We start from the raw sequence: 20,975 nt of genomic DNA, 5'->3' as shown, positions 1-20,975 counted from the left end.
GGAGGCTTTTTCTGGATCATATAACTAAAAAATATCTCTAAGGATAGAACCAGTGAAAGTACATCGACTCGCTAAACTCGCTTTGGCAACATCACTTCTGAGTGCCTCTCAACTCGCGGCGGCGAAGACACTTACCGTTTATACCTATGACTCATTTGCTTCCGATTGGGGACCTGGTCCTGCCATTGAAAAAGCCTTTGAAGCCAAATGTGGATGCGATCTCAACTTTGTTGCGCTGGATGACGGCGTGTCGATTTTAAATCGCCTGCGCCTTGAAGGTTCAAGCACCCAAGCTGATGTTGTTCTGGGGCTTGATAATAATCTTATGAGTGAAGCGAAAGCCTCAGGTTTATTGGCAAAGAACAGGGCTGATCTTTCGGCACTTGATCTACCAAATTGGTGGAGTGACGATGTTTTTGTGCCTTTCGATTACGGTTATTTTGCGTTTGTTTACAACCAAGAAAAGGTAAAGAATCCGCCGAAAAGCCTGAAAGAGCTAGTTGAGCAACGTGATGATCTCAAGGTGATTTATCAAGATCCGCGCACCTCAACACCAGGGCAAGGGCTGTTACTTTGGATGAAGTCAGTTTATGGTGATGACTCTAGTGAAGCATGGCAAAAGCTAGCGAAAAAGACCGTAACGGTGACCAAAGGTTGGTCGGAAGCGTATTCTATGTTCCTTGAGGGAGAGTCTGACTTAGTGCTCTCTTATACAACTTCTCCGGCTTACCATATTATTGCAGAGCAAGATAATCGTTTTGCCGCTGCAGACTTTTCAGAAGGCCATTACACTCAGATAGAAGTCGCGGCAAAAGTGGCAAGCAGTGACAACCAAAAGCTCGCCGATGAATTTATGCAGTTTATTGTTTCTGAGGACTTTCAGTCAAAAATTCCAACAGGGAATTGGATGTATCCGGTGGTCAATAGTCAGCTTCCTGAAGGGTTTGATAGCTTAATTATCCCAAACAAAGCGCTCACATTCAGTCCAGATGAAGTGGCGGATAATCGAAAAGCTTGGATTCGCGAGTGGCAGTCTGCGCTAATTCAGTAATAGCCGTTATCGGATAACATCCATACCTTAGTGCCCCTGCTTAAGCAGGGGATACCGATGTTTATTCCAGAGCTTTCCTAGTGCGATGAGGCATTATCGCGTCCCGTTTTCATTGAGGTAACTGTGGCCCAAATACCCAAATCAGGTTTAGCGTTGGCTTTACTCATCGCCATGTATGTGCTGGCTTCGCTGTGGACACTGCTTTCCTACTCATCAATGACTGATATCGGTCTGCTATTGACCGACCCTTACTATCAGCACGTGGCTAAATTTAGCTTTTGGCAAGCCAGTCTATCGATGTTACTGAGTGTGGGCTTTGCTATCCCTGTGGCACACGCGTTTTCTCGGCGTCATTTCTGGGGAAGGTCATTGATACTGAAGCTGTTTGCGACGACCTTGGTGATGCCAGTGTTAGTCGGTGTATTTGGTATTGTTGCCATCTATGGTAATCAGGGCGTCATTGCTCAATGGTGGCTGACATCAAATGATGCTATGCCGTTTTCTCTTTATGGTTTGAACGGCATTTTGCTGGCTCATGTGTTTTTTAATCTGCCTTTTGCGACTCGTTTATTGTTAGTCACGATAGAGAGTGTGCCATTAGAGCAGCGCAAATTAGCACTGCATCTAGGCATGAACAGTTGGCAATGTTTTCGCTTAGTGGAATGGCCTCGACTAAAAACTCATTTACCTCATGTAATTGGCTTAGTTTTCATGTTGTGTTTCACCAGTTTTGCCACCGTGATGGCATTAGGTGGCGGCCCGAAAGCTACCACCATTGAATTAGCGATTTATCAAGCGATTAAGTTTGATTTTGATCTACAAACCGGAGCAGTGCTGGCGCTGTGGCAAATGTTAATTTGTGCGTTACTGGTGCTGTTTATTGGTCAGTTCAGCCGAGATTTGGACGGCAAAACCAATTACAGTGACAAGCCAACACTGCAGCCACAAGACTCACTGTTGAAAAAGGGCTGGGATAGCTTTTGGATCATGGCAACGCTCATACTCGTCATCCCACCTATTGTTGCTATTATCGCTAGTGGATTGAATGAGAAATTATGGACCGTGCTTGCCGACAGTCGCTTTTGGTCGGCGGTGATGACCTCACTACAAGTCGCCATTATGGCTGCCAGTATGGCGTTAGTCGCTGGCATTATTTTATTGAGCAGTTCACGAATGTTGCGGTTAAAATCTCAATATGGCCGTGCAGATGGTGTGGAGTTCGTTGGCACGGTCATTTTAGTTACACCAGCATTGGTATTGAGCACGGCGACTTTCTTAATGCTTCGAGGAATGACGAATGTGTTCAGTCTTGCCTTTGGAATCGTTGTCGTTGTGAACGCTCTGATGGCTCTACCGTATGTTATCAAAACACTGAATCAGCCGATGTTGAGGTTAGCCAAGCAGTATCATCCGCTTTGGCAAAGTCTAGGAATGCATGGCATTCGACGCTTTTGGTTAATGGAGTGGAGGGCCATTCGTGCCCCCTTATTGCACGCCTTCTCGATCAGTTTTGTCCTCTCTATGGGTGACCTCACGGTTATTGCGCTGTTTGGTAGTCAGAATTTTAATACCCTACCGCTGTATCTATACCAGTTGATGGGCAGTTACCAATTGCAAGCTGCGGCTGTTGTATCCTTAGTGTTATTTGTATTGAGTATTGGTGTGTTTACCTTAACAGAGTCGTTGTTACGGCCTGTCGTTAACAAGCGAGAGAAATCAGAATGTTAATCATGGATCAGGTCGATTACCGCTACCACAGTGAGTGGTTTCGATTTTCTATCTCGGTAGATCAAGGTGACGTACTGGCATTGATAGGACCGAGTGGTGCGGGGAAATCGACACTGTTGGCGCTTATTGCCGGTTTTTGCCGTCCTGAGTCGGGGACGATCTCGGTCGATGACGAAGAGATTCAATCTAAGCCGCCGCACCAACGTCCTCTATCTATGCTGTTTCAAGAGCACAATTTATTCGAACATCTTTCGGTGTTCGATAATATTGCTTTGGGGCTTAATCCAGCGCTTCGACTGACTGAGGAAGATAAGCTGCGAGTACGAGAAGCGGCAGAAAAGGTAGGTTTGATTGATAAGATAAGGTCTTTACCCTCAGAGCTCTCTGGCGGGCAGAGGCAGCGAGTGGCCTTAGCTCGCTGTTTTGTTCAGCCTCACCCGATCTGGCTGCTTGATGAACCATTTTCGGCGTTGGATCCCGTACTTCGCAAAGAAATGCTTTCAGTGGTTAAATCATTGTCACAAGAGAAACAAGTGACAGTGATTATGGTGACACATCACCTGAGCGATGCCAGAGCCATTGCGAATCGGTTTGCTTATCTTAGCCAAGGTCTTATCACGACCGAGGGAGCGATCGACACGCTGACTGGGAAGCACCAGAATCCAGAACTCGCACAATTTGTGCAAGCGGCACACTAAACAATAAAAAAGGCAGCCGATGTGTAGGCTGCCTTTCAATTTAACAAGACGATAGGTTAGAACTCTTGTTCTTCCTCATGCTTGAGCACTTGGAAAATTTCTCGAAATGCCTTTGCAGGCTTTCCGGCTTTCTTTTCCTTGTTAGCTTGGCGTGCAAGCTGGCGTAGACGTTGGCGATCAAGGTTTGGATAAAGCTCAATCGCATCCGCGATAGCCTCATCACCTTGTTCAATAATTCGATCACGAAGTTGTTCAAGCTTATGAAGGGCTGCGGTCGATTGCGAATGTTTGTTACGCACACGGTCCAGTGCCGCTTGAATTGGCTCTGGATCTTCGGTACGCATCAGCCTACCAATGTACTGGAGCTGACGGCGTCGAGCTTCGTTTTTAAAGCGCTGGGCATCGGCGACCGCTTCTCTCAGATCTTCACTAAGAGGAAACTTGTCCAACACAGCTGGCTTTAGTCCAACTAACTCTTCACCGAGTTTTTGCAACTCTTCCATGTCGTTCTTCATTTCGGTTCTGCTCACCCAAATGATTTCTTCTTCCTCTTCCCAAGGCGCTTTCTGATTTTTGCGGGCCATGTTTATTGCCTATATCACTATCTCATTACGAATATCGGCTATTTTAGCAAGAAATCTGGGGAGAATGCGAAAACCTTGTTATTCTAGACTCAATTAAACGACAAAAGTTAGATGAATTATGGATGTTAGAGAGCAAGTTGCTCAGCAGCAAGCTGAGCTAGAGGCCGCAGTTGCAAAAGCACTAGATATGGCTTCTGAAAATTCAGATGCAGCTGAAGTCGCCATCACTAAAAGCACTGGCTTAAGTGTTTCTACGCGTATGTGTGAAGTGGAAAACGTTGAGTTTAATAGTGATGGAGCCCTTGGAATTACCGTCTACCGAGGGCAACGTAAGGGCAGTGCATCGACTTCAGATTTAAGCGAAAAGGCGATTGCTCAAACGGTGGCAGCAGCACTTGATATCGCTCAGTACACGTCAGAGGACCCTTTTGCAGGCCCTGCTCCTAAAGAGCTGTTGGTCAAAAATATTCCTGATCTTGATCTCTTCCATCCTGATGAGCCTAATCCAGATGTTGCAGCGCAAAAAGCGATCTCCGCAGAGAGAGCGGCGTTAGCGTATAGCGGCAAAATCAAACAAAGTGATGGTGCGAGCTACGACAGCCATTATGGCGTAAAAGTTTACGGTAACTCTCATGGTCTCCTGGCTGGTTATGCGTCTAGCCGTCATAGCATCAGCTGTAGCGTGATTGGTCAAGGTCAAAACGGTGATATGGAACGTGACTACAGCTATACCTTAGCGCGTCACCGTGATGACTTATGGACGCCAGAATCGGTTGGTGATCAAGCTGCAATGAAAACCGTTCAGCGTCTAGATCCGAGAAAGGTAAAAACAGGTAAGTACCCAGTGCTGTTTGCGAACGATGTTGCAACGGGCTTGATGGGGCACTTAGTAATGGGAATTAGTGGTGGCAATTTATACCGTAAGTCTTCATTCTTGTTAGATAAGCTAGGTGAGCAGATTCTTCCAGATTGGTTTGCTATCGAAGAAAAACCTCATGTATTAAAAGGCTTGGCGTCTAGTCCGTTTGATAACGAAGGAGTAGCGACGCAAGATATGGACATTATCACCGACGGTAAATTAGCGACGTATTTGCTAACGAGCTACGCCGCTCGCAAACTGAACATGACGCCAACAGGACACGCTGGTGGTATTCATAACTGGTTCGTTAAGTCGACGGGGCAGGATTTTGATGCCATGTTGAAAACACTGGGTACTGGCTTGTTAGTCACGGAAGTGATGGGGCAAGGGGTAAACATCGTGACCGGTGACTACTCTCGCGGCGCCGCTGGATTCTGGGTCGAAAATGGTGAGATTCAATACCCTGTCTCAGAACTTACTGTTGCAGGTAATCTGGCGCAAATGTTCAAGCAGATTGTGGCAGTTGGTAGTGATGTTGAAACGCGCTCACAAATCCAAACAGGGTCTATCTTATTAGAATCCATGAAAGTGGCGGGCGAGTAAGTCGAGAATATAGCGAAAGGGCGTACCCTCATGGTTACGCCCTTTTGTATGTCTTAGCTGAACATTATAGTGGCTAAGCCCAGGAATACCGAAAGACCAACCACATCGGTAATGGTTGTCAGCGCCATTCCACCTGCCAAGGCGGGGTCGATATTCATTTTCTTAAGTAGAATCGGAATGGTCACGCCAGCAATACCGGCCACCAGTAGATTGGTCATCATCGCAGCAGAGATAATGCCCCCAAGCATCCAATCGCCTTTCCAAGCCACGACGATACCACCGATGATTAATGCCCAAAGGATACCATTGAGAAATCCGATAGCGGCTTCTTTGAGTAGCAGTTCTCGGCGGTTACTTTCACCGATATGACCTAAGGCTAAGCCCCGAATAACCAGTGCAACGGTTTGGTTACCCGCAACCCCTCCCATAGAAGGAACAATGGTCATCAAAACGGCTATCGCCGCCATCTGTTCTAGCGTTGCTTCAAACATATTAGAGACTGAAGCGGCTGCCAAAGCCGCGAGTACGTTGGCACCTAGCCAAACGCTGCGTCGACGAGCCGACTTGACCACAGGTGCAAAGGTGTCTTCGTCATCGTCCATACCAGCCATACTCATCATTGAGTGCTCGGCATCTTCACGGATAATGTCGACCACGTCATCGATGGTAATACGGCCCACTAGGTGGTGTTCACTATCGACAACCGGCGCTGAAACCCAGTCGCGTCGTTCAAATAGTGAGGCCACGTCGGAATCGCTGGTTTCAACGTGGATCGCTTCATCGGCATCGTCCATCACGTCGACGACTTTGACATCGGGCTGAGTGGTTAAAAGTGTGGTCAAAGAAAGGTGACCAATCAGCATGTCTTCTTCGTCAATCACATACAGTGCGTCTGTCGCTTCTGGCAATTCACCTTTCATGCGCAGGTAACGCAAAACCACATCGACATCGACATCACCACGTATGGTGATCACGTCGGTATTCATAATACCGCCAGCGGTGTCTTCGGGATAAGAAAGCGCGGTTTCTACCCGCAAGCGGTCAGCGCTGTCCATCTGTGACAGAACTTCGCGTGATACGGTGTCAGGCAGACTACGTAGGACATAAGCTACGTCATCGGTATCCATCCCTTCCGTGGCTTCCGCCAGCTTTTCAGGTGCCATTTTGGAGACAAGGCTATCTTTGACGTCCTCATTGAGTTCATCAAGGATTTCACCATAATCTTCCGGGTCGGTGAGCTGCCACAAGACTTCACGGCTTTTGCGAGGTGAGGCTTCTAGAAGATGGGCGATATCTTCAGGTTCCATGTCCTGAAGTTGTCTTCTTACGTAAACGAAGCGGCCATTCTCAAGCGCTTCACTAACTTCTTGGAGGGTTTGGTGAGCTTGATCGAATTCTATTTGCTCTGCCATGGAGGCCCCTACACTCAACTGCTTTTTAATGTACTGAATAGTAGCTTAATTTTAGGTTCAAGTAACCTAAAGGCCACGAAGAAGTTATCGGAGAGTGGAAATAAAACAGAAATGAGTGCGGAAATTATTCGTCTTCGTCAAAGCGATGTTCAACCAGGTCACATACCGCTTGTAGCGCATCTTCAGCTTGGTGACCGGATGCTTTAATCGTGATGTTTTCTCCTTGCGCCGACTCAAGCATGAGTAGCCCCATAACGCTATCTGCGGTTGCTTCTTTCTGTTCGTGATTGCAAATCGTCACGGTTGCCTCGAAGCTCTGTGCTAATTCAACTAACTTTACGGCGGCACGAGCATGCAAACCAAGGCGATTTTGAATAAGAACCGTGCGAGAGAGTGACATATAAGTTCCTGTTAGCTGTTTTTTTCTAGCGATGTATGGCGAATTTTGACTTGATGGCCCAGTTGCTCAAAGTACTCTCCAATTTGTTGAGTAATATAAACTGAGCGATGTTTACCGCCGGTACAACCAATAGCAACAGTAAGGTAACTACGATTATTCTTTTCTAGCAGCGGTAACCAACGTTCCACAAAACCTTGGATCTGTTGTTTGAGCTCGATGACGTCGGGGTAGCTTTCTAAGAACGATTTGATTGGGGCATCCAAGCCTGTCATAGGTCTAAGCTCAGGTTGCCAATGTGGATTGGGGAGAAATCGCACATCAAACACATAATCGGCATCACTTGGCATACCATATTTAAAACCAAACGATTGAAACACCATGACAAGATCTTTCTTCTCTTGGCCTTCTAAGTCAAAACGAATGGTTTCACTTAAGTCGTGTATGGATTGTTCACTAGAGTCGATGATGTAGTCGGCATGCTCTTTAATTGGCTTAAGCAATGAGTGCTCTAAATCAATGGCTTGCTCTAGTGACAGTTTATCTTTGCGCTGTGAGAGAGGGTGAATACGACGAGTTTCACTGTAGCGCTTTAGCAACACAGGCTTTGAAGCATCAAGGAACAGTACTTTGACGTCGTGGTGTTTAGACAGTTGTTGTAACTTAGCGGTTAAACTACCCAGATTCTCCGGCAAGTTGCGGATATCAATACTGACAGCGACACTTTGTTGGGAATCTTTTGATGAATCCACAAAGGCTTCCAGTAAATCAATAGGTAGGTTATCGACGCAGTAGTAGCCAGAATCTTCCAGTACTCGTAGCGCTACGCTCTTACCTGCGCCTGAATGTCCACTCACAACGACTAATCGCATTTTTCTCTCAGTTGGCTTTAATGACTAACTATAATATCGTAAAGCTCTTGATCAGATTGAGCGTTACGAAGTTGCTTTAAGACAGTTTTATCATTTAATCGCTCCGCCATACATGACAATGTCTTTAAATGTTCTTTACATTGCGCATCTGGAACCAGCAGAGCGAACATTAAGTCAACCGGGCGGTTATCAATAGAGTCGAAGTCAACGGGCGCTTGGCACTGAAGTAGTACGGCCACGGCTTTATCGCTGTCATGCATTCTTGCATGAGGAATAGCAATCCCATTGCCAATACCAGTACTGCCTACTTTTTCACGACTTAGCATGCACTCAAACAATTCGGTAGAGTTTTGACCGGTATGCTCTGCAGCGATTTCGCTAATAATTTCTAAGGCGCGCTTTTTACTCGTACAAGGGACTGCACTTTTGGTGCAGTCCAGAGTTAATACTTCACTTATTTGCATTTTAGTGATTACTTAATTTTTCTTTATGCTTGTTCAATTGTCTGACGAGCTTATCGACGAGCGCGTCAATGGCGGCATACATACTTTCATCATTTGCCGCCGCATGAATTTCAGCTTGATTAACGTGGAGCGTAGCTTCTGCGATCTGGTTTAATTTTTCAACTTTTAATATGACGTTAATGCTATTTATATGATCGAAAAAACGTTCCAGTTTTTGGAATTTACTCTGAACATAGTCCTGCATTGACTCAGTGACATCGACGTGGTGGCCTTCAATTTGAATTTGCATAGACTTTCCTTCTTAGTTAATGGCCTTAAAGTAGGCGTTTACGCTGACTGGAAGGGGCAATGCCCAACGACTCACGGTATTTCGCTATTGTTCGTCTAGCAACCTGAATTCCTTGGTCAGCTAGTTGCGCTGCGATTTTACTATCGCTCAATGGCTTGGCTGGGTTTTCAGCAGCGACAAGCTTCTTGATTAGTGCTCGAATGGCGGTCGAGGAACACTCACCGCCATTGTCAGTCGATACATGGCTTGAGAAGAAATATTTCAGCTCAAAAATGCCGCGAGGGGTATGCATATATTTCTGAGTCGTGACTCGAGAAATGGTCGATTCATGCATATCGACAGCAAGGGCAACATCGTTGAGAACCATAGGTTTCATTGCTTCTTCACCGTATTCAAAAAAGTCGTGTTGATGTTCGACAATGCACTTCGCGACCTTGAGCAAAGTTTCATTACGACTTTCTAGGCTTTTTATTAGCCATTTCGCTTCTTGCAAATTAGAGCGAATATATTGGCTGTCTGCACTGTTACCAGTGCCCAACTTGGCATACTGCTGATTCACTTTCAGCCTTGGGACACTGTCAGGATTAATCTGAACAACCCACTTCCCGCAGTCTTTGAATACAGAGACATCAGGGACGACGTACTCAGTTTCATCGGGCGTAATTTTACTGCCTGGCCGAGGATCCAGCTGTTGGATGAGCTTCAAGACTTCTCGAAGATCCGCCTCTCTAAGCTTAGTCTCTTTTATCACCAGTTTGTAGTCGCGATTACCTAACTGATCGATGTGATTAGATAACACTAATTTCGCCTCAGCAAGCCACGGCGTGTCTTCTGGGAATGTAGCGAGTTGCAGTAGCAAACAATCTTGTAAGTTCAGTGAAGCGACACCTAGGGGATCAAATTGCTGAACGCGTTTTCTTACTGCTTCAATTTCATCGAGTTCGACGTCTTCAATATCGACACTCTCTAGAATGTCTTCACAGGATAGAGTCAAATAACCGTAATCATCGACGGCATCGATAATCGCGAGAGCAATAGCGCGATCGGTTTCTGTGAATGGAGTCAGATCGAGCTGCCAGATTAAATAATCTTGCAATGACTGGGTGGTTTCACCTTGATAAATAGGCATGTCATCGTCAACGGCAATACCTGTGTTACCCGTATTGGCACTGTAGACATCGTCCCATGTGGTGTCCATTTCCAGTTCCGTAGATATTTCAGAACTTTCGATTTGTTCAGAGCTATCTTTAGGCTCAGCTTCAATATTGGGTTCTGCAGAAGCGTCATCTTTACTTTCAGGGCTCGACTTTTCCTCATTCGACGGCGGGGCTTCTTCCGCGGCTTCTTCTACGTCAAGTAATGGATTTGAGTCTAGGGCCTCTTGAATCTCTTGTTGCAGATCGAGCGTCGACAATTGCAGTAAGCGAATGGCTTGTTGCAACTGAGGCGTCATTGCTAATTGTTGACCTAGCTTGAGTTGTAATGAGGGTTTCATGCAGTATTGCTAGCCTATTATTAAAATTGTATCCAAGCCTATTAAATCATAGTCTGAATTGTTCACCGAGATAAACCTGTTTTACGTGTTCATTATTGAGAACATCTTCAGGACTTCCTTCAGCAATCAGGTGGCCTTGGCTCACAATGTACGCTTTTTCACACACATCTAAGGTTTCTCGGACGTTATGGTCAGTGATCAATACGCCCAATCCTCTATCACGAAGATGCTCAATGATTTTCTTAATATCAATGACTGAAATTGGGTCAACACCGGCAAAGGGCTCGTCCAACAAAATGAATTGTGGATTGGCCGCTAGTGCTCGGGCAATTTCGACACGTCGACGTTCACCACCAGATAGCGCCATCCCCGCGCTTTTGCGAATGTGCTGAATATTAAACTCATCCAACAAGTCTTCGAGTTTATCTTGGCGCTGTTCTTGAGTGATTTCATTACGGGTTTCCAGAACCGCCATAATGTTATTCTCAACACTCAGTTTTCTGAAAATAGACGCTTCTTGTGGTAGGTATCCGATGCCCATTTTAGCTCGGCTATGCATGGGTAGAATACTGATGTCCTCACCATCGATAGTAATGCTACCTTCATCACGAGCCACTAGGCCGACAATCATATAAAACGATGTGGTTTTACCTGCACCATTAGGGCCGAGTAATCCGACAATTTGACCGGATTCTACCGAAAGGCTAACGTCGGAGACGACCTTGCGGTTTTTATAGCTCTTTGCTAAATGAGTCGCTTTCAATAACGCCATAAATACAATTACTTCTCTTGAACCTGTTGTGGCTGTAGTACGGTAGATACTCGACCTTTCGAGTCTCCGTCAGCGATAAGCTTCTGTGATGATATTCGGTATCGGATCACCGAACCGCGAATGATACTGTCATCTTGAGAAAGCATGGCTTTGTTCGTCATCGTCAACTGGTCATTTTTCAGTGAGTAATGCAGTTCTTTTGCTTCACCATAGAGCGTTTTTCCGTCATCGGTAAGCTGAGAGAACGTCGCTACATCACCAAATCCCTCGATGATTTGAATTGTGCCTGTTTCTGCTTCGCGCGTAACAATCACTTTGTCTGCATTGATGTTGATGCTGCCTTGTTTGAGCTTTACGTCGCCCTCGAAGGTCACTTTATTGCTTTTCATATCTAGCTGTTGGGAGTCAGAGTCAATATACACCGGTTGTTCTGAGTCCGTTGATAATGCCATTGCTGATATAGGTAAAAGTAAGCAAATACCTAAACTAAGGTGTGAGAGTTTCATATCTACTATTCACTTTGTTATAAACTTCGGCGATATTGTCAGCGAAATTTCCTTTCATTGCTTCACCGTGAGTTTCAAATTGAGGGCCGAGCATAATGACTTTGGTATCAGTCCAAAAGTCTCTGTTGGTTAGCTTAATACTCATTTTCTGTGATGATAGTGTATCAAATCCTGAGTCGGGTAATAGGTTCTGAGCCAGTACATTATCATATAGGGTGAGCACTTCATCTTTATCTAAAATGGCTTTGTCTGCAGAAATTTCCCACTCTTTCGTCGTCCCATTAGCATAAATAGATAACACCGGACTGTCGAAGACCGTACTCCCTTGTTGAGCGAAATGTTCTAAATGTACTGAGTTGATGGTATAGCTTCGGATACCAGTATCAGCATAGGAAATATTATGAACATTCACACCGCTGAAAGCAGGCAATTCAATATCAGGAACGATCTGGATTGTGCTCGACTCATCCTTGGTGTATAGGTAAATCGCACACCCGATAGATATCATGGCAAGTAAACTATAAAGAATACGAGACACACTCATATACTCAGACCTTTGTGATGCTCCAGTTCTCCTTTTGATTCTAGGATGAGATCACAAATTTCCCTAACTGCACCACGTCCTCCAGGAATCGTTGTGATGTGATCGGCTTTTTTTGCTAGTAACGGATGTCCATCTGCAACACAGACACTTAATCCAACCTGCTCCATAACAGGCCAGTCAATAAGGTCATCGCCGATGTAAGCGGTTTGAGCAGCTGGTACACCAAGCTTTTGGCAAATATCTTGGTAAGCAGCGACTTTGTCATCTTGGCCTTGATAAATCAAAGAAATGCCCAACGCTGTCATGCGATTTTCTACAATTTGCGAACGACGTCCGGTGATAATTGCAACGTCAATTCCGGCGCTCATTAGCGCCTTGATACCGTAACCGTCACGAGTATGAAAGGTTTTCAGTTCCTCTCCTTGGTTCCCCATATAAATCAGGCCGTCTGAGAAAACACCGTCGACGTCGCAAATCAGGAGTTTAATGTCTGCAGCTTTATTGTAGGTAGACGAAGCCACTGGGCCATAGAGCGTTTCAACTTGTTTAGACACTACATTACTCCTGCTTTTAATAGGTCATGCATATTGAGTGCGCCCACGACTTTACTGTCATCAAGAAGAACAAGACCGTTAATGTTCTTTGATTGCATTAAGTTTAAGCCTTCGGCAGCAAGCATGTTAGGGGCTGCGGTGGTCGGGTTGAGTGTCATGACTTCACCAATGGTGGTGTCATGAATATCGACTCGTTTATCAAGAATACGACGCAAGTCTCCATCGGTAAAGATACCAAGCAAGGTCATATTGTGGTCAACGATAGTCGTCATGCCGAGTCCTTTGTCGGAGATCTCTAATAGTGCATCACGAACTAAAGTTTGCGGACCCACAACGGGAAGGGCGTTGCCCGTGTGCATAATGTCACTGAGTTTCAGGAGTAGCTTACGACCTAACGCACCACCAGGATGAGAAAGGGCAAAATCTTCTTCACCAAAACCACGAGCCTCAAGTAAAGCAATAGCGAGAGCATCACCCATAACTAAAGTGGCTGTAGAGCTTGACGTTGGTGCCAGGCCAAGAGGGCATGCCTCTTTGGGTACGGTAATCTGCAGATGAAAATCCGACAGTCTCGCCATGCTTGATTCTGGCTTTCCGGTCATACTGACGGTAGTAACACCAAGTCGCTTAAATACCGGAAATAAACTGATGATTTCGTATGACTCACCAGAGTTAGAAATCGCGATCACAAGATCTCGCGCTTCTATCATACCTAGGTCACCGTGAGCCGCTTCTCCCGGATGAACAAAAAAGGCCGATGTTCCAGTACTGGCAAGTGTGGCGGCTATTTTTTTACCAATGTGCCCCGACTTACCCATCCCCATAACGATCACTTTACCTTGATGGTGAAGAATCGCATCGCAGACGGCTTCAAACTGAGCATCAAAGTAGCGCTCAAGGTGTTGAAGTGCTTGAACCTCTGTCGCTAAGACACGCTTGGCAGCGCTGACATAATCAAATCCAGACATGATAACCCCTGTTAAGCAGCCATATTAGCTAAGAGATAAACCTGATATCCAATGAATAACACAAGCAGGATGAAGCCTTCAATTCGACTGATGCTTTTCGATTTACCCAGTGCCATGACAACTAATAATAATGATACCGCGAGCATGACCCAGAAATCGCGACCCATGGCATGTTCACTGAGTATAGAAGGGTTAATGATGCCAGGAAGCCCCATAACCGCGAGAATATTGAACACATTTGAGCCGATGATATTACCAACGGCCATATCATCTTCACCTTTGAGAACCCCAGCAAGAGAGGCGGCAAGTTCAGGTAAACTGGTGCCAATAGCAATAATGGTTAGACCGATAACGAGGTCGCTCATACCGAAGTATTGCGCGATGGTTACCGCACTATCTACGAGTCTGTCAGCGGCAATTGGAAGAATAATTAAACCAATAACGACCCACATAGCCGCTTTCCAGTTACTCACACCTTCAGGAATTTCTGATTCTTGCTCTTCCAGCATAGCATCGCTATTGCCACTCTCTTTTTCAGTCTTGCTGATACGAAGCATCGCGAGAATAAAAGCGGCAAAGAGAGCAAATAAGATAATACCTTCATAAAATCCGAGATGGCTGTCCCAAAGGATGAGACCCGCGATGAGCGTAACTGCAACCATCAATGGTAATTCGCGTCTCAGAACGGCAGATGAAATAGACAATGGCTTGATCATGGCAGTAATACCAAGAATCAACGCGATATTGGCGATGTTGGAACCTAAAACATTACCTACCGCGGTATCGGTTTTTCCTTCTAGGGCTGCTGTGGCAGACACCATCATCTCTGGTGCTGATGAGCCCATTGCCAGAATCGTCATACCGATCACGAGTGGTGATATACCAAAGTTTCGGGCTAGTGCGGCAGAGCCATAGACTAACTTATCGGCACTCCAAACGAGAAAAACCAGTCCTATAATCAGAAACACCACGGCTTCAAGCATGTTTTTATCCACTTCTATTTTTCTGAGACATTTGGCGGCTAATTTTGACGCTTTGTCGGCCAAAATGGAAGCCAATCAACAAATAAAATAACAATAGTGTCCTGCAGCCAATACGCTAATAGATAGGTTAAGGTGGATAGAAAAGACATAAATGCGATGAATGGCGCAAGTTTGTCATAGCTGGGTACGGCTTTGGTAATTATCCAACCAATTGGATATAAGGGTTTTAATTGTCCGCCTGTATCATTATTATTGATTATAAGGCTATTGTTAAGATGATAAGGAAATGTATGTCAAACAATGACTTGGTTTCCGTAAAGGGACTGACTTTTGCGCGTGGCTCACATGTCATTTTTGATGATGTAGCGTTGCATGTGCCAAAGGGTAAGATAACTGCCATCATGGGGCCATCTGGAATTGGCAAAACCACACTACTTCGCTTGATCGGTGGACAAATTGTGCCTGAGCAAGGGGAGATTTGGTTCGAAGGCGATAATATTCCTGCGCTGTCTAGAAAACGCCTCTACCATGTTCGCAAGAAAATGAGCATGCTATTCCAATCCGGTGCACTGTTTACTGACCTTAATGTCTTTGACAATGTTGCGTTTCCTTTGCGAGAGCACACTGAACTGAGTGAGCCGATGATTCGCACGTTAGTTTTACTAAAGCTTGAGGCCGTCGGGTTACGTGGAGCATCTCAGCTTATGCCAAGCGAGCTTTCTGGTGGTATGGCAAGACGCGCCGCATTGGCAAGAGCGATTGCACTTGATCCTGAATTAATCATGTACGATGAACCATTTGTCGGCCAAGACCCTATAACCATGGGCGTGCTGGTAGAGCTCATCGGAAAATTGAACAAAGCCCTAGATCTTACTTCTATTGTCGTTTCTCACGACGTTCCCGAAGTCATGTCCATTGCTGATTGGGTTTATTTGCTCGCAGACGGTAAAGTAGTGGCTTGTGGTACTCCTGATGAACTGAGAAATAATCCTGACGCTCGAGTCCAACAGTTTTTACTTGGCGAAGCCGATGGACCCGTTCCATTCCGTTACCCAGCAAAGGCATTAACTGAGGAGCTATTCTAATATGTCGTTTCCATTGGTATGGATTCTAAAAGTCGGTCAGCGTACCTTATCTCTTTGCCAGGCATGGGGCAGGGCAACCTTTATGCTTTACGGCGTATTGTTTTCAAAACCACAGCCCAAAAAGCATTTTCCCCTGCTAATAAAGCAGCTACATAACGTTGGTGTGCAATCGCTGGCCATTATCATGGTATCTGGTCTGTTTATCGGTATGGTTCTCAGCCTACAAGGGTATGTCGTACTCGTGGATTATGGTGCAGAAGGCAGTCTAGGGCAGATGGTCGCGTTATCGCTGCTCAGAGAATTAGGTCCGGTGGTCACCGCGCTGTTATTTGCGGGTCGTGCAGGGTCGGCACTGACCGCCGAAATTGGTTTGATGAAAGCCACTGAACAGCTATCAAGCATGGAAATGATGGCCGTTGACCCGCTTAAACGCGTGATTTCGCCTCGTTTTTGGGCTGGTGTTATCTCTATGCCACTGCTAGCGATGATCTTCATGGCTATCGGTATTTGGGGTGGTCAGTTGGTTGGGGTGGATTGGAAAGGTATCGATCATGGCAGTTTTTGGTCAGCGATGCAGTCGTCAGTTGAGTTAGGCCGAGATATTGGTAACAGCGTCATCAAGTGTTTGGTGTTTGCTATCACAGTGACGTGGATTGCGCTATTTAATGGTTATGACGCCATACCGACCTCGGAAGGTATCAGTCAGGCAACAACAAGAACCGTCGTGCACTCATCATTGGCGGTATTAGGATTAGATTTTGTGCTGACAGCACTGATGTTTGGCAATTAAGAGTAAAGGACAATTCAATGCAACAAACCAGAAAGTTAGAATTGTGGGTCGGCAGTTTTGTCATCATCGGACTTTGCGCAATCTTGTTTATGATTTTTCAGGTTGCTGACGTGAAAGGGCTGGGCTCAGGGGATACTTATAAGCTTGAAGCTCGTTTCGATAATATAGGCAGTCTAAAAGTTCGTTCTCCAGTGAAAGTTGGTGGCGTCGTGATTGGCCGAGTGAGCGATATTAGCCTTGATAAAGAGAGCTATTTGCCAGTGGTCACCTTATCTATTAGCTCGGACTACCATTTCCCAGATACGTCAAGTGCACAAGTACTAACCTCAGGGTTGATTGGCGAGCAATACATCGGACTTGTTCCAGGGTTTATCTTTGATGATGAAGGATATCTAGCCGATGGTGACAGGATTGAGGATACTAAATCTGCCTTGGTGCTTGAAGACATGATTGGTCAAGTGCTGTATAGCATTGGCGGTTCTGATGAGAAAAAGGAGTAAAGTGATGTTCAACAAATGTTTACTGATGTTTAGTGCCTTGATGCTCTCATTGGGGTTACATGCTAATGAGATTGATGCTACCAAACCTTATGACATGATGCAGAAAGTGGCTGACAAAACGTTTACGCGTTTGGCCAATGAACAAGAGAAAATTCAAAAAGATCCCGATTATCTTAAGGTGGTGGTCGAAGAAGAATTGATGCCTTATGTCAATGACCGTTACGCCGCGCTGAAGCTACTTGGCCCTAACTTAAAAGGCGCGAAACGAGAAGACGTATTAGAGTTTGCTAGGGCATTTCGAGACTATTTGATTACTTCCTATGCACAAGTTCTGACGCAATATACCGGACAGGAAATTCAATTTGGTCCAGAACCCAAAATTGATGATAAGACTACCATTATTGGTGTTCGCGTCACAATTATGGACTCACCTAGACCAAATATTAACTTAGAGTTTAAGCTCAGAAAGGATAAGAAAACAGGCGAATGGAAAGCCTTTGATATGATTGCAGAAGGCATTAGTTTGCTCTCTAGCAAGCAATCTGAATGGAACAGTAAAATCCGTCAAGATGGCATCTTAGCGGTCGCCGAAGAACTTGAACAGTTGGCGCAAGCTCCGATTCGTTTTGAAGGCAGCAAAAAATAATGACCACAAAATTAGCGGTTCGTAATCCAGGTGTTTTAGAGTTGATAGGTAACGTCGATCGCGATACCGTCCCTGAGCTTTGGAAGAACATTCAAAGTGTTAATTTTGATCTGCCTGAGATGGAATTGGCGTTAGATAAAGTAAAACGCTTCGATTCTGCGGGATTGGTGATGCTAATTCACTTATTAGAGCATGCAAAAAATCGAAAGTGTCATATAATGCTCAGCTTCGTGCCCGATGAGCTGAAAATACTGTTTCAGCTATATAACGTTGAATCAGTTATTGAGAAACACATTTAGGAGTATCTTGTGGATAGCACAAAAGTACAGGAACTATTACAAAACGCATTGAACCTAGAAGAGCTACATGTAAAAGGTGAAGGTAGCCACTACGAAGTGATTGCGGTAGATGCTCAATTCGAAGGCATGAGCCGAGTTAAAAAGCAGCAGATGATCTATGGTCCTCTGATGGAATATATTCAGCGTAATGACATCCACGCAGTTTCAATTAAAGCCTACACTCCAGAAGAGTGGGCACGTGATAAAAAGCTGATGTCTTTGTAAGGTTTATTGATGGATAAGTTTCGAGTTATTGGATCGGATCAGCCGTTATCTGGCGAAGTGTCGATCTCTGGTGCTAAAAATGCAGCACTGCCTATTTTATTTGCTTCTATTCTGGCTGAAGAACCAGTTGAAGTCGCTAACGTACCTCACCTTCGCGACATTGATACTACAATGAAGCTACTTAGCCGTTTGGGTGCCAAAGTGCACCGCAACGGTTCTGTCCATGTTGATGGTAGTGAAATTAACGAACTCTGCGCGCCTTATGATTTGGTAAAAACCATGCGCGCCTCTATTTGGGCATTGGGGCCATTGGTGGCTCGTTTTGGTAAGGGACAAGTTTCTCTTCCAGGCGGTTGTGCTATTGGTGCTCGTCCAGTTGATTTACATATTCATGGCCTTGAACAGCTTGGTGCAACGATCACGTTGGAAGATGGTTATGTAAAAGCGGAAGTTGATGGCCGATTGAAAGGTGCTCACATTGTTATGGACAAAGTGAGTGTTGGCGCGACGATTACCGTGATGTGTGCAGCGACGCTAGCAGAAGGTAAAACAGTACTTGATAATGCGGCTCGTGAACCTGAAATCGTTGATACTGCTGAGTTCTTGAATAAGTTAGGCGCAAAAGTTACAGGTGCAGGCACAGATACTATTACTATCGAAGGGGTTGGGCGTCTTGGTGGTGGTAAACACTCTGTGGTTCCAGATCGTATTGAAACAGGTACTTTCCTAGTCGCGGCGGCGGTATCCGGTGGCAAGATCGTTTGCCGTAATACCCATGCTCATCTACTAGAAGCGGCGTTGGCGAAGCTTGAAGAGGCTGGAGCTAAAATCGAGACTGGCGATGATTGGATCTCATTGGATATGACCGGTAGAGAGCTAAAAGCGGTTTCAATTCGTACGGCGCCACATCCAGGTTTCCCTACAGATATGCAAGCGCAGTTCACTTTGCTCAATATGATGGCAAAAGGTGGTGGCGTGATTACGGAAACGATTTTTGAAAACCGTTTCATGCACGTACCTGAACTAATGCGTATGGGTGCAAAGGCGGAAATTGAAGGCAATACAGTCATCTGTGGTGATGTAGAGTCGCTAAGTGGTGCTCAAGTCATGGCTACAGACTTGCGTGCATCGGCGAGTTTAGTGATTGCTGGCTGTATCGCTCATGGCGAAACGATTGTTGATCGTATTTATCATATTGATCGTGGTTACGAGCGTATCGAAGACAAATTGTCGGCCTTGGGTGCGAACATTACGCGTATTGCAGGCTCTGCAGAATAACAACGATAGATTATAAATAGCCGAAATCTTAAGGTTTCGGCTTTTTTTGAAGCCATTATCGGAGACCAAAATGGTTGCTTTCCTACGCTGCATTGCAGTGGCTATATTTGCATTAATTATGTTCGTATTCGGATGTGGTTATTGCTTACTTAGCCCAAGAAACCCTAAACACGTATTTACGTTTGGACGTTATTTTGGTGCTATGTCGAAGATCTTTGGTATCAAACTTGATCTTCGCTTACCTGAAGATGCGTACAAGCGCGGTCAACATATCTATATCGCTAACCACCAGAACAACTGGGATTTGTTTACGGTATCTTCTGCTGTCACACCAAATGTAGTGACCGTTGGTAAAAAAAGCCTGCTCTGGATGCCATTTTTCGGTCAGCTTTATTACCTGACGGGCAATATCCTGATTGATCGTGGTAACCGCAGTAAAGCGAAAGGTACGATCGACCAGGTCGTTGATAGTATGAAGAAGAGTAACCTTTCAGTCTGGATGTTTCCTGAAGGTACGCGTTCTCGTGGACGTGGCTTGTTGCCATTTAAGACTGGCGCGTTTCACGCAGCAATTGGTGCCCAAACGCCAATCATTCCTATTGTGTGTAGCAGCACAAGCCACCTAAAGCTTAACAAGTGGGACAATGGGCATATTATCGTTGAAATGCTGCCTCCTATCTCAGTCGAAGGTTACGGTAAAGAAGACGTGAGAACGTTAGCGAATATATGCCGAGAGCAGATGGCAGAAAAGCTTGAGCAGCTTGATGCTGAAGTTGTTGAGCTAAATAGCAAAAAATAAAACTAAAAAAGGGTTGTCGATGACAACCCTTTTTTGATGCTTAACAGAACTTATTTACGTACTGCGATAGCTTCAATTTCAATCTTCACATCTTTAGGAAGACGAGCAACTTCAACACAAGAACGTGCAGGATAGTTAGCCACTTGGTGCTCATCAAAGAACTTGCCATAGACTTCGTTTACTGTGCCGAAATCGTTGAGATTTTTTACGAAAACCGTCATTTTTACGATGTCTGAAACAGTTAGACCAGAGGCTTCAACAACCGCTTTTACGTTGTCTAGAGACTGACGTGCTTGCTCGGCGATGTCTTCTGACACTTCACCCGTTTGAGGGTTGACTGGGATCTGACCTGAAGTCAGTACCATGTTACCAAGATCGACACCTTGTACGTAAGGACCGATTGCTGCTGGTGCAGATTCTGTATGAAGTACTTTTGTCATCGTTTTATCCATTGTTCTGTGAATTCAAAGAGAGTCTAGACTGCCTCTAGCCTCAATAAAAATCAAGCCTACAATGTGTAGGCTTGTTTAATAAT

At 45.3% G+C, this 20,975-nt stretch carries 26 protein-coding genes; 12 read left to right on the top strand and 14 right to left on the bottom strand.

The features are described 5' to 3' along the window. The first annotated feature begins 52 nt into the window (after window positions 1-52). From thiB to thiQ, 3 genes are all read left to right on the top strand, one after another. On the top strand, window positions 53-1,051 hold the full coding sequence (gene thiB, locus VTH8203_RS02140) for a thiamine ABC transporter substrate binding subunit (RefSeq protein ID WP_096992147.1): 999 nt from the start codon (window positions 53-55) through the stop codon (window positions 1,049-1,051). Window positions 1,052-1,174: 123 nt separating this feature from the next. Beyond that, window positions 1,175-2,779: a thiamine/thiamine pyrophosphate ABC transporter permease gene (gene thiP / locus VTH8203_RS02135; protein ID WP_096992146.1), complete on the top strand. Its 1,605-nt coding sequence runs from the start codon at window positions 1,175-1,177 to the stop codon at window positions 2,777-2,779. Continuing rightward, a complete protein-coding gene (thiQ, locus tag VTH8203_RS02130) occupies window positions 2,773-3,477 on the top strand; it encodes a thiamine ABC transporter ATP-binding protein (protein ID WP_096992145.1) in 705 nt (234 codons plus the stop codon). The genes thiP and thiQ overlap by 7 nt, the downstream gene beginning before the upstream one ends. Window positions 3,478-3,533: 56 nt before the next feature. Here thiQ and yjgA read toward each other — a convergent pair whose 3' ends face one another. After that, window positions 3,534-4,061, bottom strand: a complete 528-nt coding sequence (yjgA, locus tag VTH8203_RS02125; RefSeq protein ID WP_096992144.1) for a ribosome biogenesis factor YjgA — start codon at window positions 4,059-4,061, stop codon at window positions 3,534-3,536. A 118-nt stretch (window positions 4,062-4,179) separates the two neighbouring features. Here yjgA and pmbA point away from each other — a divergent pair, with 118 nt between their 5' ends. Beyond that, window positions 4,180-5,523 (top strand): metalloprotease PmbA, encoded by a 1,344-nt coding sequence (gene pmbA, locus VTH8203_RS02120; RefSeq protein WP_096992143.1) that lies wholly within the window; start codon window positions 4,180-4,182, stop codon window positions 5,521-5,523. A gap of 53 nt (window positions 5,524-5,576) precedes the next feature. Here pmbA and mgtE read toward each other — a convergent pair whose 3' ends face one another. From mgtE to VTH8203_RS02060, 12 genes are all read right to left on the bottom strand, one after another. Continuing rightward, a complete protein-coding gene (mgtE, locus tag VTH8203_RS02115) occupies window positions 5,577-6,935 on the bottom strand; it encodes a magnesium transporter (protein WP_096992142.1) in 1,359 nt (452 codons plus the stop codon). Window positions 6,936-7,059: 124 nt separating this feature from the next. Next, on the bottom strand, window positions 7,060-7,335 hold the full coding sequence (locus tag VTH8203_RS02110; protein ID WP_096992141.1) for an HPr family phosphocarrier protein: 276 nt from the start codon (window positions 7,333-7,335) through the stop codon (window positions 7,060-7,062). Between the two features lie 11 nt (window positions 7,336-7,346). Beyond that, a complete protein-coding gene (rapZ, locus tag VTH8203_RS02105) occupies window positions 7,347-8,204 on the bottom strand; it encodes an RNase adapter RapZ (protein ID WP_096992140.1) in 858 nt (285 codons plus the stop codon). Window positions 8,205-8,221: 17 nt separating this feature from the next. Then, window positions 8,222-8,668, bottom strand: a complete 447-nt coding sequence (gene ptsN, locus VTH8203_RS02100; RefSeq protein WP_006073263.1) for a PTS IIA-like nitrogen regulatory protein PtsN — start codon at window positions 8,666-8,668, stop codon at window positions 8,222-8,224. Between the two features lies 1 nt (window position 8,669). Further along, window positions 8,670-8,957, bottom strand: a complete 288-nt coding sequence (gene hpf / locus VTH8203_RS02095) for a ribosome hibernation promoting factor (protein WP_006073271.1) — start codon at window positions 8,955-8,957, stop codon at window positions 8,670-8,672. 25 nt (window positions 8,958-8,982) lie between these two features. Beyond that, window positions 8,983-10,452: an RNA polymerase factor sigma-54 gene (locus tag VTH8203_RS02090; RefSeq protein WP_096992139.1), complete on the bottom strand. Its 1,470-nt coding sequence runs from the start codon at window positions 10,450-10,452 to the stop codon at window positions 8,983-8,985. A 46-nt stretch (window positions 10,453-10,498) separates the two neighbouring features. Beyond that, a complete protein-coding gene (lptB, locus tag VTH8203_RS02085; protein ID WP_096992138.1) occupies window positions 10,499-11,224 on the bottom strand; it encodes an LPS export ABC transporter ATP-binding protein in 726 nt (241 codons plus the stop codon). An 8-nt stretch (window positions 11,225-11,232) separates the two neighbouring features. Then, complete coding sequence (gene lptA / locus VTH8203_RS02080; protein ID WP_096992137.1) at window positions 11,233-11,730, bottom strand: lipopolysaccharide transport periplasmic protein LptA; 498 nt, start codon at window positions 11,728-11,730, stop codon at window positions 11,233-11,235. Next, entirely contained in the window at window positions 11,711-12,274 is a 564-nt protein-coding gene (gene lptC / locus VTH8203_RS02075; protein WP_096992136.1) for an LPS export ABC transporter periplasmic protein LptC, read from the bottom strand. The genes lptA and lptC overlap by 20 nt, the downstream gene beginning before the upstream one ends. After that, entirely contained in the window at window positions 12,271-12,828 is a 558-nt protein-coding gene (gene kdsC, locus VTH8203_RS02070; protein ID WP_096992135.1) for a 3-deoxy-manno-octulosonate-8-phosphatase KdsC, read from the bottom strand. The genes lptC and kdsC overlap by 4 nt, the downstream gene beginning before the upstream one ends. Next, on the bottom strand, window positions 12,828-13,799 hold the full coding sequence (locus VTH8203_RS02065) for a KpsF/GutQ family sugar-phosphate isomerase (protein ID WP_096992134.1): 972 nt from the start codon (window positions 13,797-13,799) through the stop codon (window positions 12,828-12,830). Before VTH8203_RS02065 ends, kdsC begins: the two co-directional genes overlap by 1 nt. An 8-nt stretch (window positions 13,800-13,807) precedes the next feature. Further along, complete coding sequence (locus VTH8203_RS02060; protein ID WP_096992133.1) at window positions 13,808-14,779, bottom strand: calcium/sodium antiporter; 972 nt, start codon at window positions 14,777-14,779, stop codon at window positions 13,808-13,810. 290 nt (window positions 14,780-15,069) lie between these two features. Between VTH8203_RS02060 and mlaF the strand changes: the two genes are divergently transcribed. The 8 genes from mlaF (at window position 15,070) to VTH8203_RS02020 (ending at window position 20,440) form a co-directional block, all read left to right on the top strand. Beyond that, entirely contained in the window at window positions 15,070-15,864 is a 795-nt protein-coding gene (gene mlaF / locus VTH8203_RS02055; protein WP_096992132.1) for a phospholipid ABC transporter ATP-binding protein MlaF, read from the top strand. 1 nt (window position 15,865) lies between these two features. Continuing rightward, complete coding sequence (gene mlaE, locus VTH8203_RS02050) at window positions 15,866-16,654, top strand: lipid asymmetry maintenance ABC transporter permease subunit MlaE (protein WP_096992131.1); 789 nt, start codon at window positions 15,866-15,868, stop codon at window positions 16,652-16,654. A gap of 17 nt (window positions 16,655-16,671) precedes the next feature. Continuing rightward, complete coding sequence (gene mlaD / locus VTH8203_RS02045) at window positions 16,672-17,154, top strand: outer membrane lipid asymmetry maintenance protein MlaD (RefSeq protein WP_062462264.1); 483 nt, start codon at window positions 16,672-16,674, stop codon at window positions 17,152-17,154. A gap of 4 nt (window positions 17,155-17,158) precedes the next feature. Then, entirely contained in the window at window positions 17,159-17,800 is a 642-nt protein-coding gene (gene mlaC, locus VTH8203_RS02040; protein ID WP_096992130.1) for a phospholipid-binding protein MlaC, read from the top strand. Beyond that, window positions 17,800-18,099: an STAS domain-containing protein gene (locus tag VTH8203_RS02035; RefSeq protein ID WP_096992129.1), complete on the top strand. Its 300-nt coding sequence runs from the start codon at window positions 17,800-17,802 to the stop codon at window positions 18,097-18,099. The genes mlaC and VTH8203_RS02035 overlap by 1 nt, the downstream gene beginning before the upstream one ends. Before the next feature lie 9 nt (window positions 18,100-18,108). Further along, window positions 18,109-18,363, top strand: a complete 255-nt coding sequence (gene ibaG, locus VTH8203_RS02030) for a BolA family iron metabolism protein IbaG (protein WP_042473211.1) — start codon at window positions 18,109-18,111, stop codon at window positions 18,361-18,363. Window positions 18,364-18,372: 9 nt separating this feature from the next. Further along, window positions 18,373-19,641 (top strand): UDP-N-acetylglucosamine 1-carboxyvinyltransferase, encoded by a 1,269-nt coding sequence (gene murA / locus VTH8203_RS02025; protein WP_096992128.1) that lies wholly within the window; start codon window positions 18,373-18,375, stop codon window positions 19,639-19,641. A 70-nt stretch (window positions 19,642-19,711) separates the two neighbouring features. Continuing rightward, window positions 19,712-20,440 (top strand): 1-acylglycerol-3-phosphate O-acyltransferase, encoded by a 729-nt coding sequence (locus tag VTH8203_RS02020; RefSeq protein WP_096992127.1) that lies wholly within the window; start codon window positions 19,712-19,714, stop codon window positions 20,438-20,440. Window positions 20,441-20,490: 50 nt separating this feature from the next. On the opposite strand, the gene VTH8203_RS02015 is transcribed toward VTH8203_RS02020, so the two are convergent. Next, complete coding sequence (locus VTH8203_RS02015) at window positions 20,491-20,880, bottom strand: RidA family protein (RefSeq protein WP_096992126.1); 390 nt, start codon at window positions 20,878-20,880, stop codon at window positions 20,491-20,493. Window positions 20,881-20,975: the final 95 nt, after the last annotated feature.

Source organism: Vibrio thalassae (assembly GCF_900089835.1).
Lineage (GTDB): Bacteria > Pseudomonadota > Gammaproteobacteria > Enterobacterales > Vibrionaceae > Vibrio > Vibrio thalassae.
The sequence above is the reverse complement of the archived record's forward strand: the minus strand, read 5'-3'. Positions and strand labels throughout refer to the sequence as shown.

Coding starts and splice junctions, on each gene's coding strand:
- thiQ (WP_096992145.1), top strand. CDS start 2,773: ATGTTAATCATGGATCAGGTCGATTACCGCTACCACAGTGAGTGGTTT.
- yjgA (WP_096992144.1), bottom strand. CDS start 4,061: ATGGCCCGCAAAAATCAGAAAGCGCCTTGGGAAGAGGAAGAAGAAATC.
- pmbA (WP_096992143.1), top strand. CDS start 4,180: ATGGATGTTAGAGAGCAAGTTGCTCAGCAGCAAGCTGAGCTAGAGGCC.
- mgtE (WP_096992142.1), bottom strand. CDS start 6,935: ATGGCAGAGCAAATAGAATTCGATCAAGCTCACCAAACCCTCCAAGAA.
- VTH8203_RS02110 (WP_096992141.1), bottom strand. CDS start 7,335: ATGTCACTCTCTCGCACGGTTCTTATTCAAAATCGCCTTGGTTTGCAT.
- rapZ (WP_096992140.1), bottom strand. CDS start 8,204: ATGCGATTAGTCGTTGTGAGTGGACATTCAGGCGCAGGTAAGAGCGTA.
- ptsN (WP_006073263.1), bottom strand. CDS start 8,668: ATGCAAATAAGTGAAGTATTAACTCTGGACTGCACCAAAAGTGCAGTC.
- hpf (WP_006073271.1), bottom strand. CDS start 8,957: ATGCAAATTCAAATTGAAGGCCACCACGTCGATGTCACTGAGTCAATG.
- VTH8203_RS02090 (WP_096992139.1), bottom strand. CDS start 10,452: ATGAAACCCTCATTACAACTCAAGCTAGGTCAACAATTAGCAATGACG.
- lptB (WP_096992138.1), bottom strand. CDS start 11,224: ATGGCGTTATTGAAAGCGACTCATTTAGCAAAGAGCTATAAAAACCGC.
- lptA (WP_096992137.1), bottom strand. CDS start 11,730: ATGAAACTCTCACACCTTAGTTTAGGTATTTGCTTACTTTTACCTATA.
- lptC (WP_096992136.1), bottom strand. CDS start 12,274: ATGAGTGTGTCTCGTATTCTTTATAGTTTACTTGCCATGATATCTATC.
- VTH8203_RS02060 (WP_096992133.1), bottom strand. CDS start 14,779: ATGCTTGAAGCCGTGGTGTTTCTGATTATAGGACTGGTTTTTCTCGTT.
- mlaF (WP_096992132.1), top strand. CDS start 15,070: ATGTCAAACAATGACTTGGTTTCCGTAAAGGGACTGACTTTTGCGCGT.
- mlaE (WP_096992131.1), top strand. CDS start 15,866: ATGTCGTTTCCATTGGTATGGATTCTAAAAGTCGGTCAGCGTACCTTA.
- mlaD (WP_062462264.1), top strand. CDS start 16,672: ATGCAACAAACCAGAAAGTTAGAATTGTGGGTCGGCAGTTTTGTCATC.
- mlaC (WP_096992130.1), top strand. CDS start 17,159: ATGTTCAACAAATGTTTACTGATGTTTAGTGCCTTGATGCTCTCATTG.
- VTH8203_RS02035 (WP_096992129.1), top strand. CDS start 17,800: ATGACCACAAAATTAGCGGTTCGTAATCCAGGTGTTTTAGAGTTGATA.
- murA (WP_096992128.1), top strand. CDS start 18,373: ATGGATAAGTTTCGAGTTATTGGATCGGATCAGCCGTTATCTGGCGAA.
- VTH8203_RS02020 (WP_096992127.1), top strand. CDS start 19,712: ATGGTTGCTTTCCTACGCTGCATTGCAGTGGCTATATTTGCATTAATT.
- VTH8203_RS02015 (WP_096992126.1), bottom strand. CDS start 20,880: ATGACAAAAGTACTTCATACAGAATCTGCACCAGCAGCAATCGGTCCT.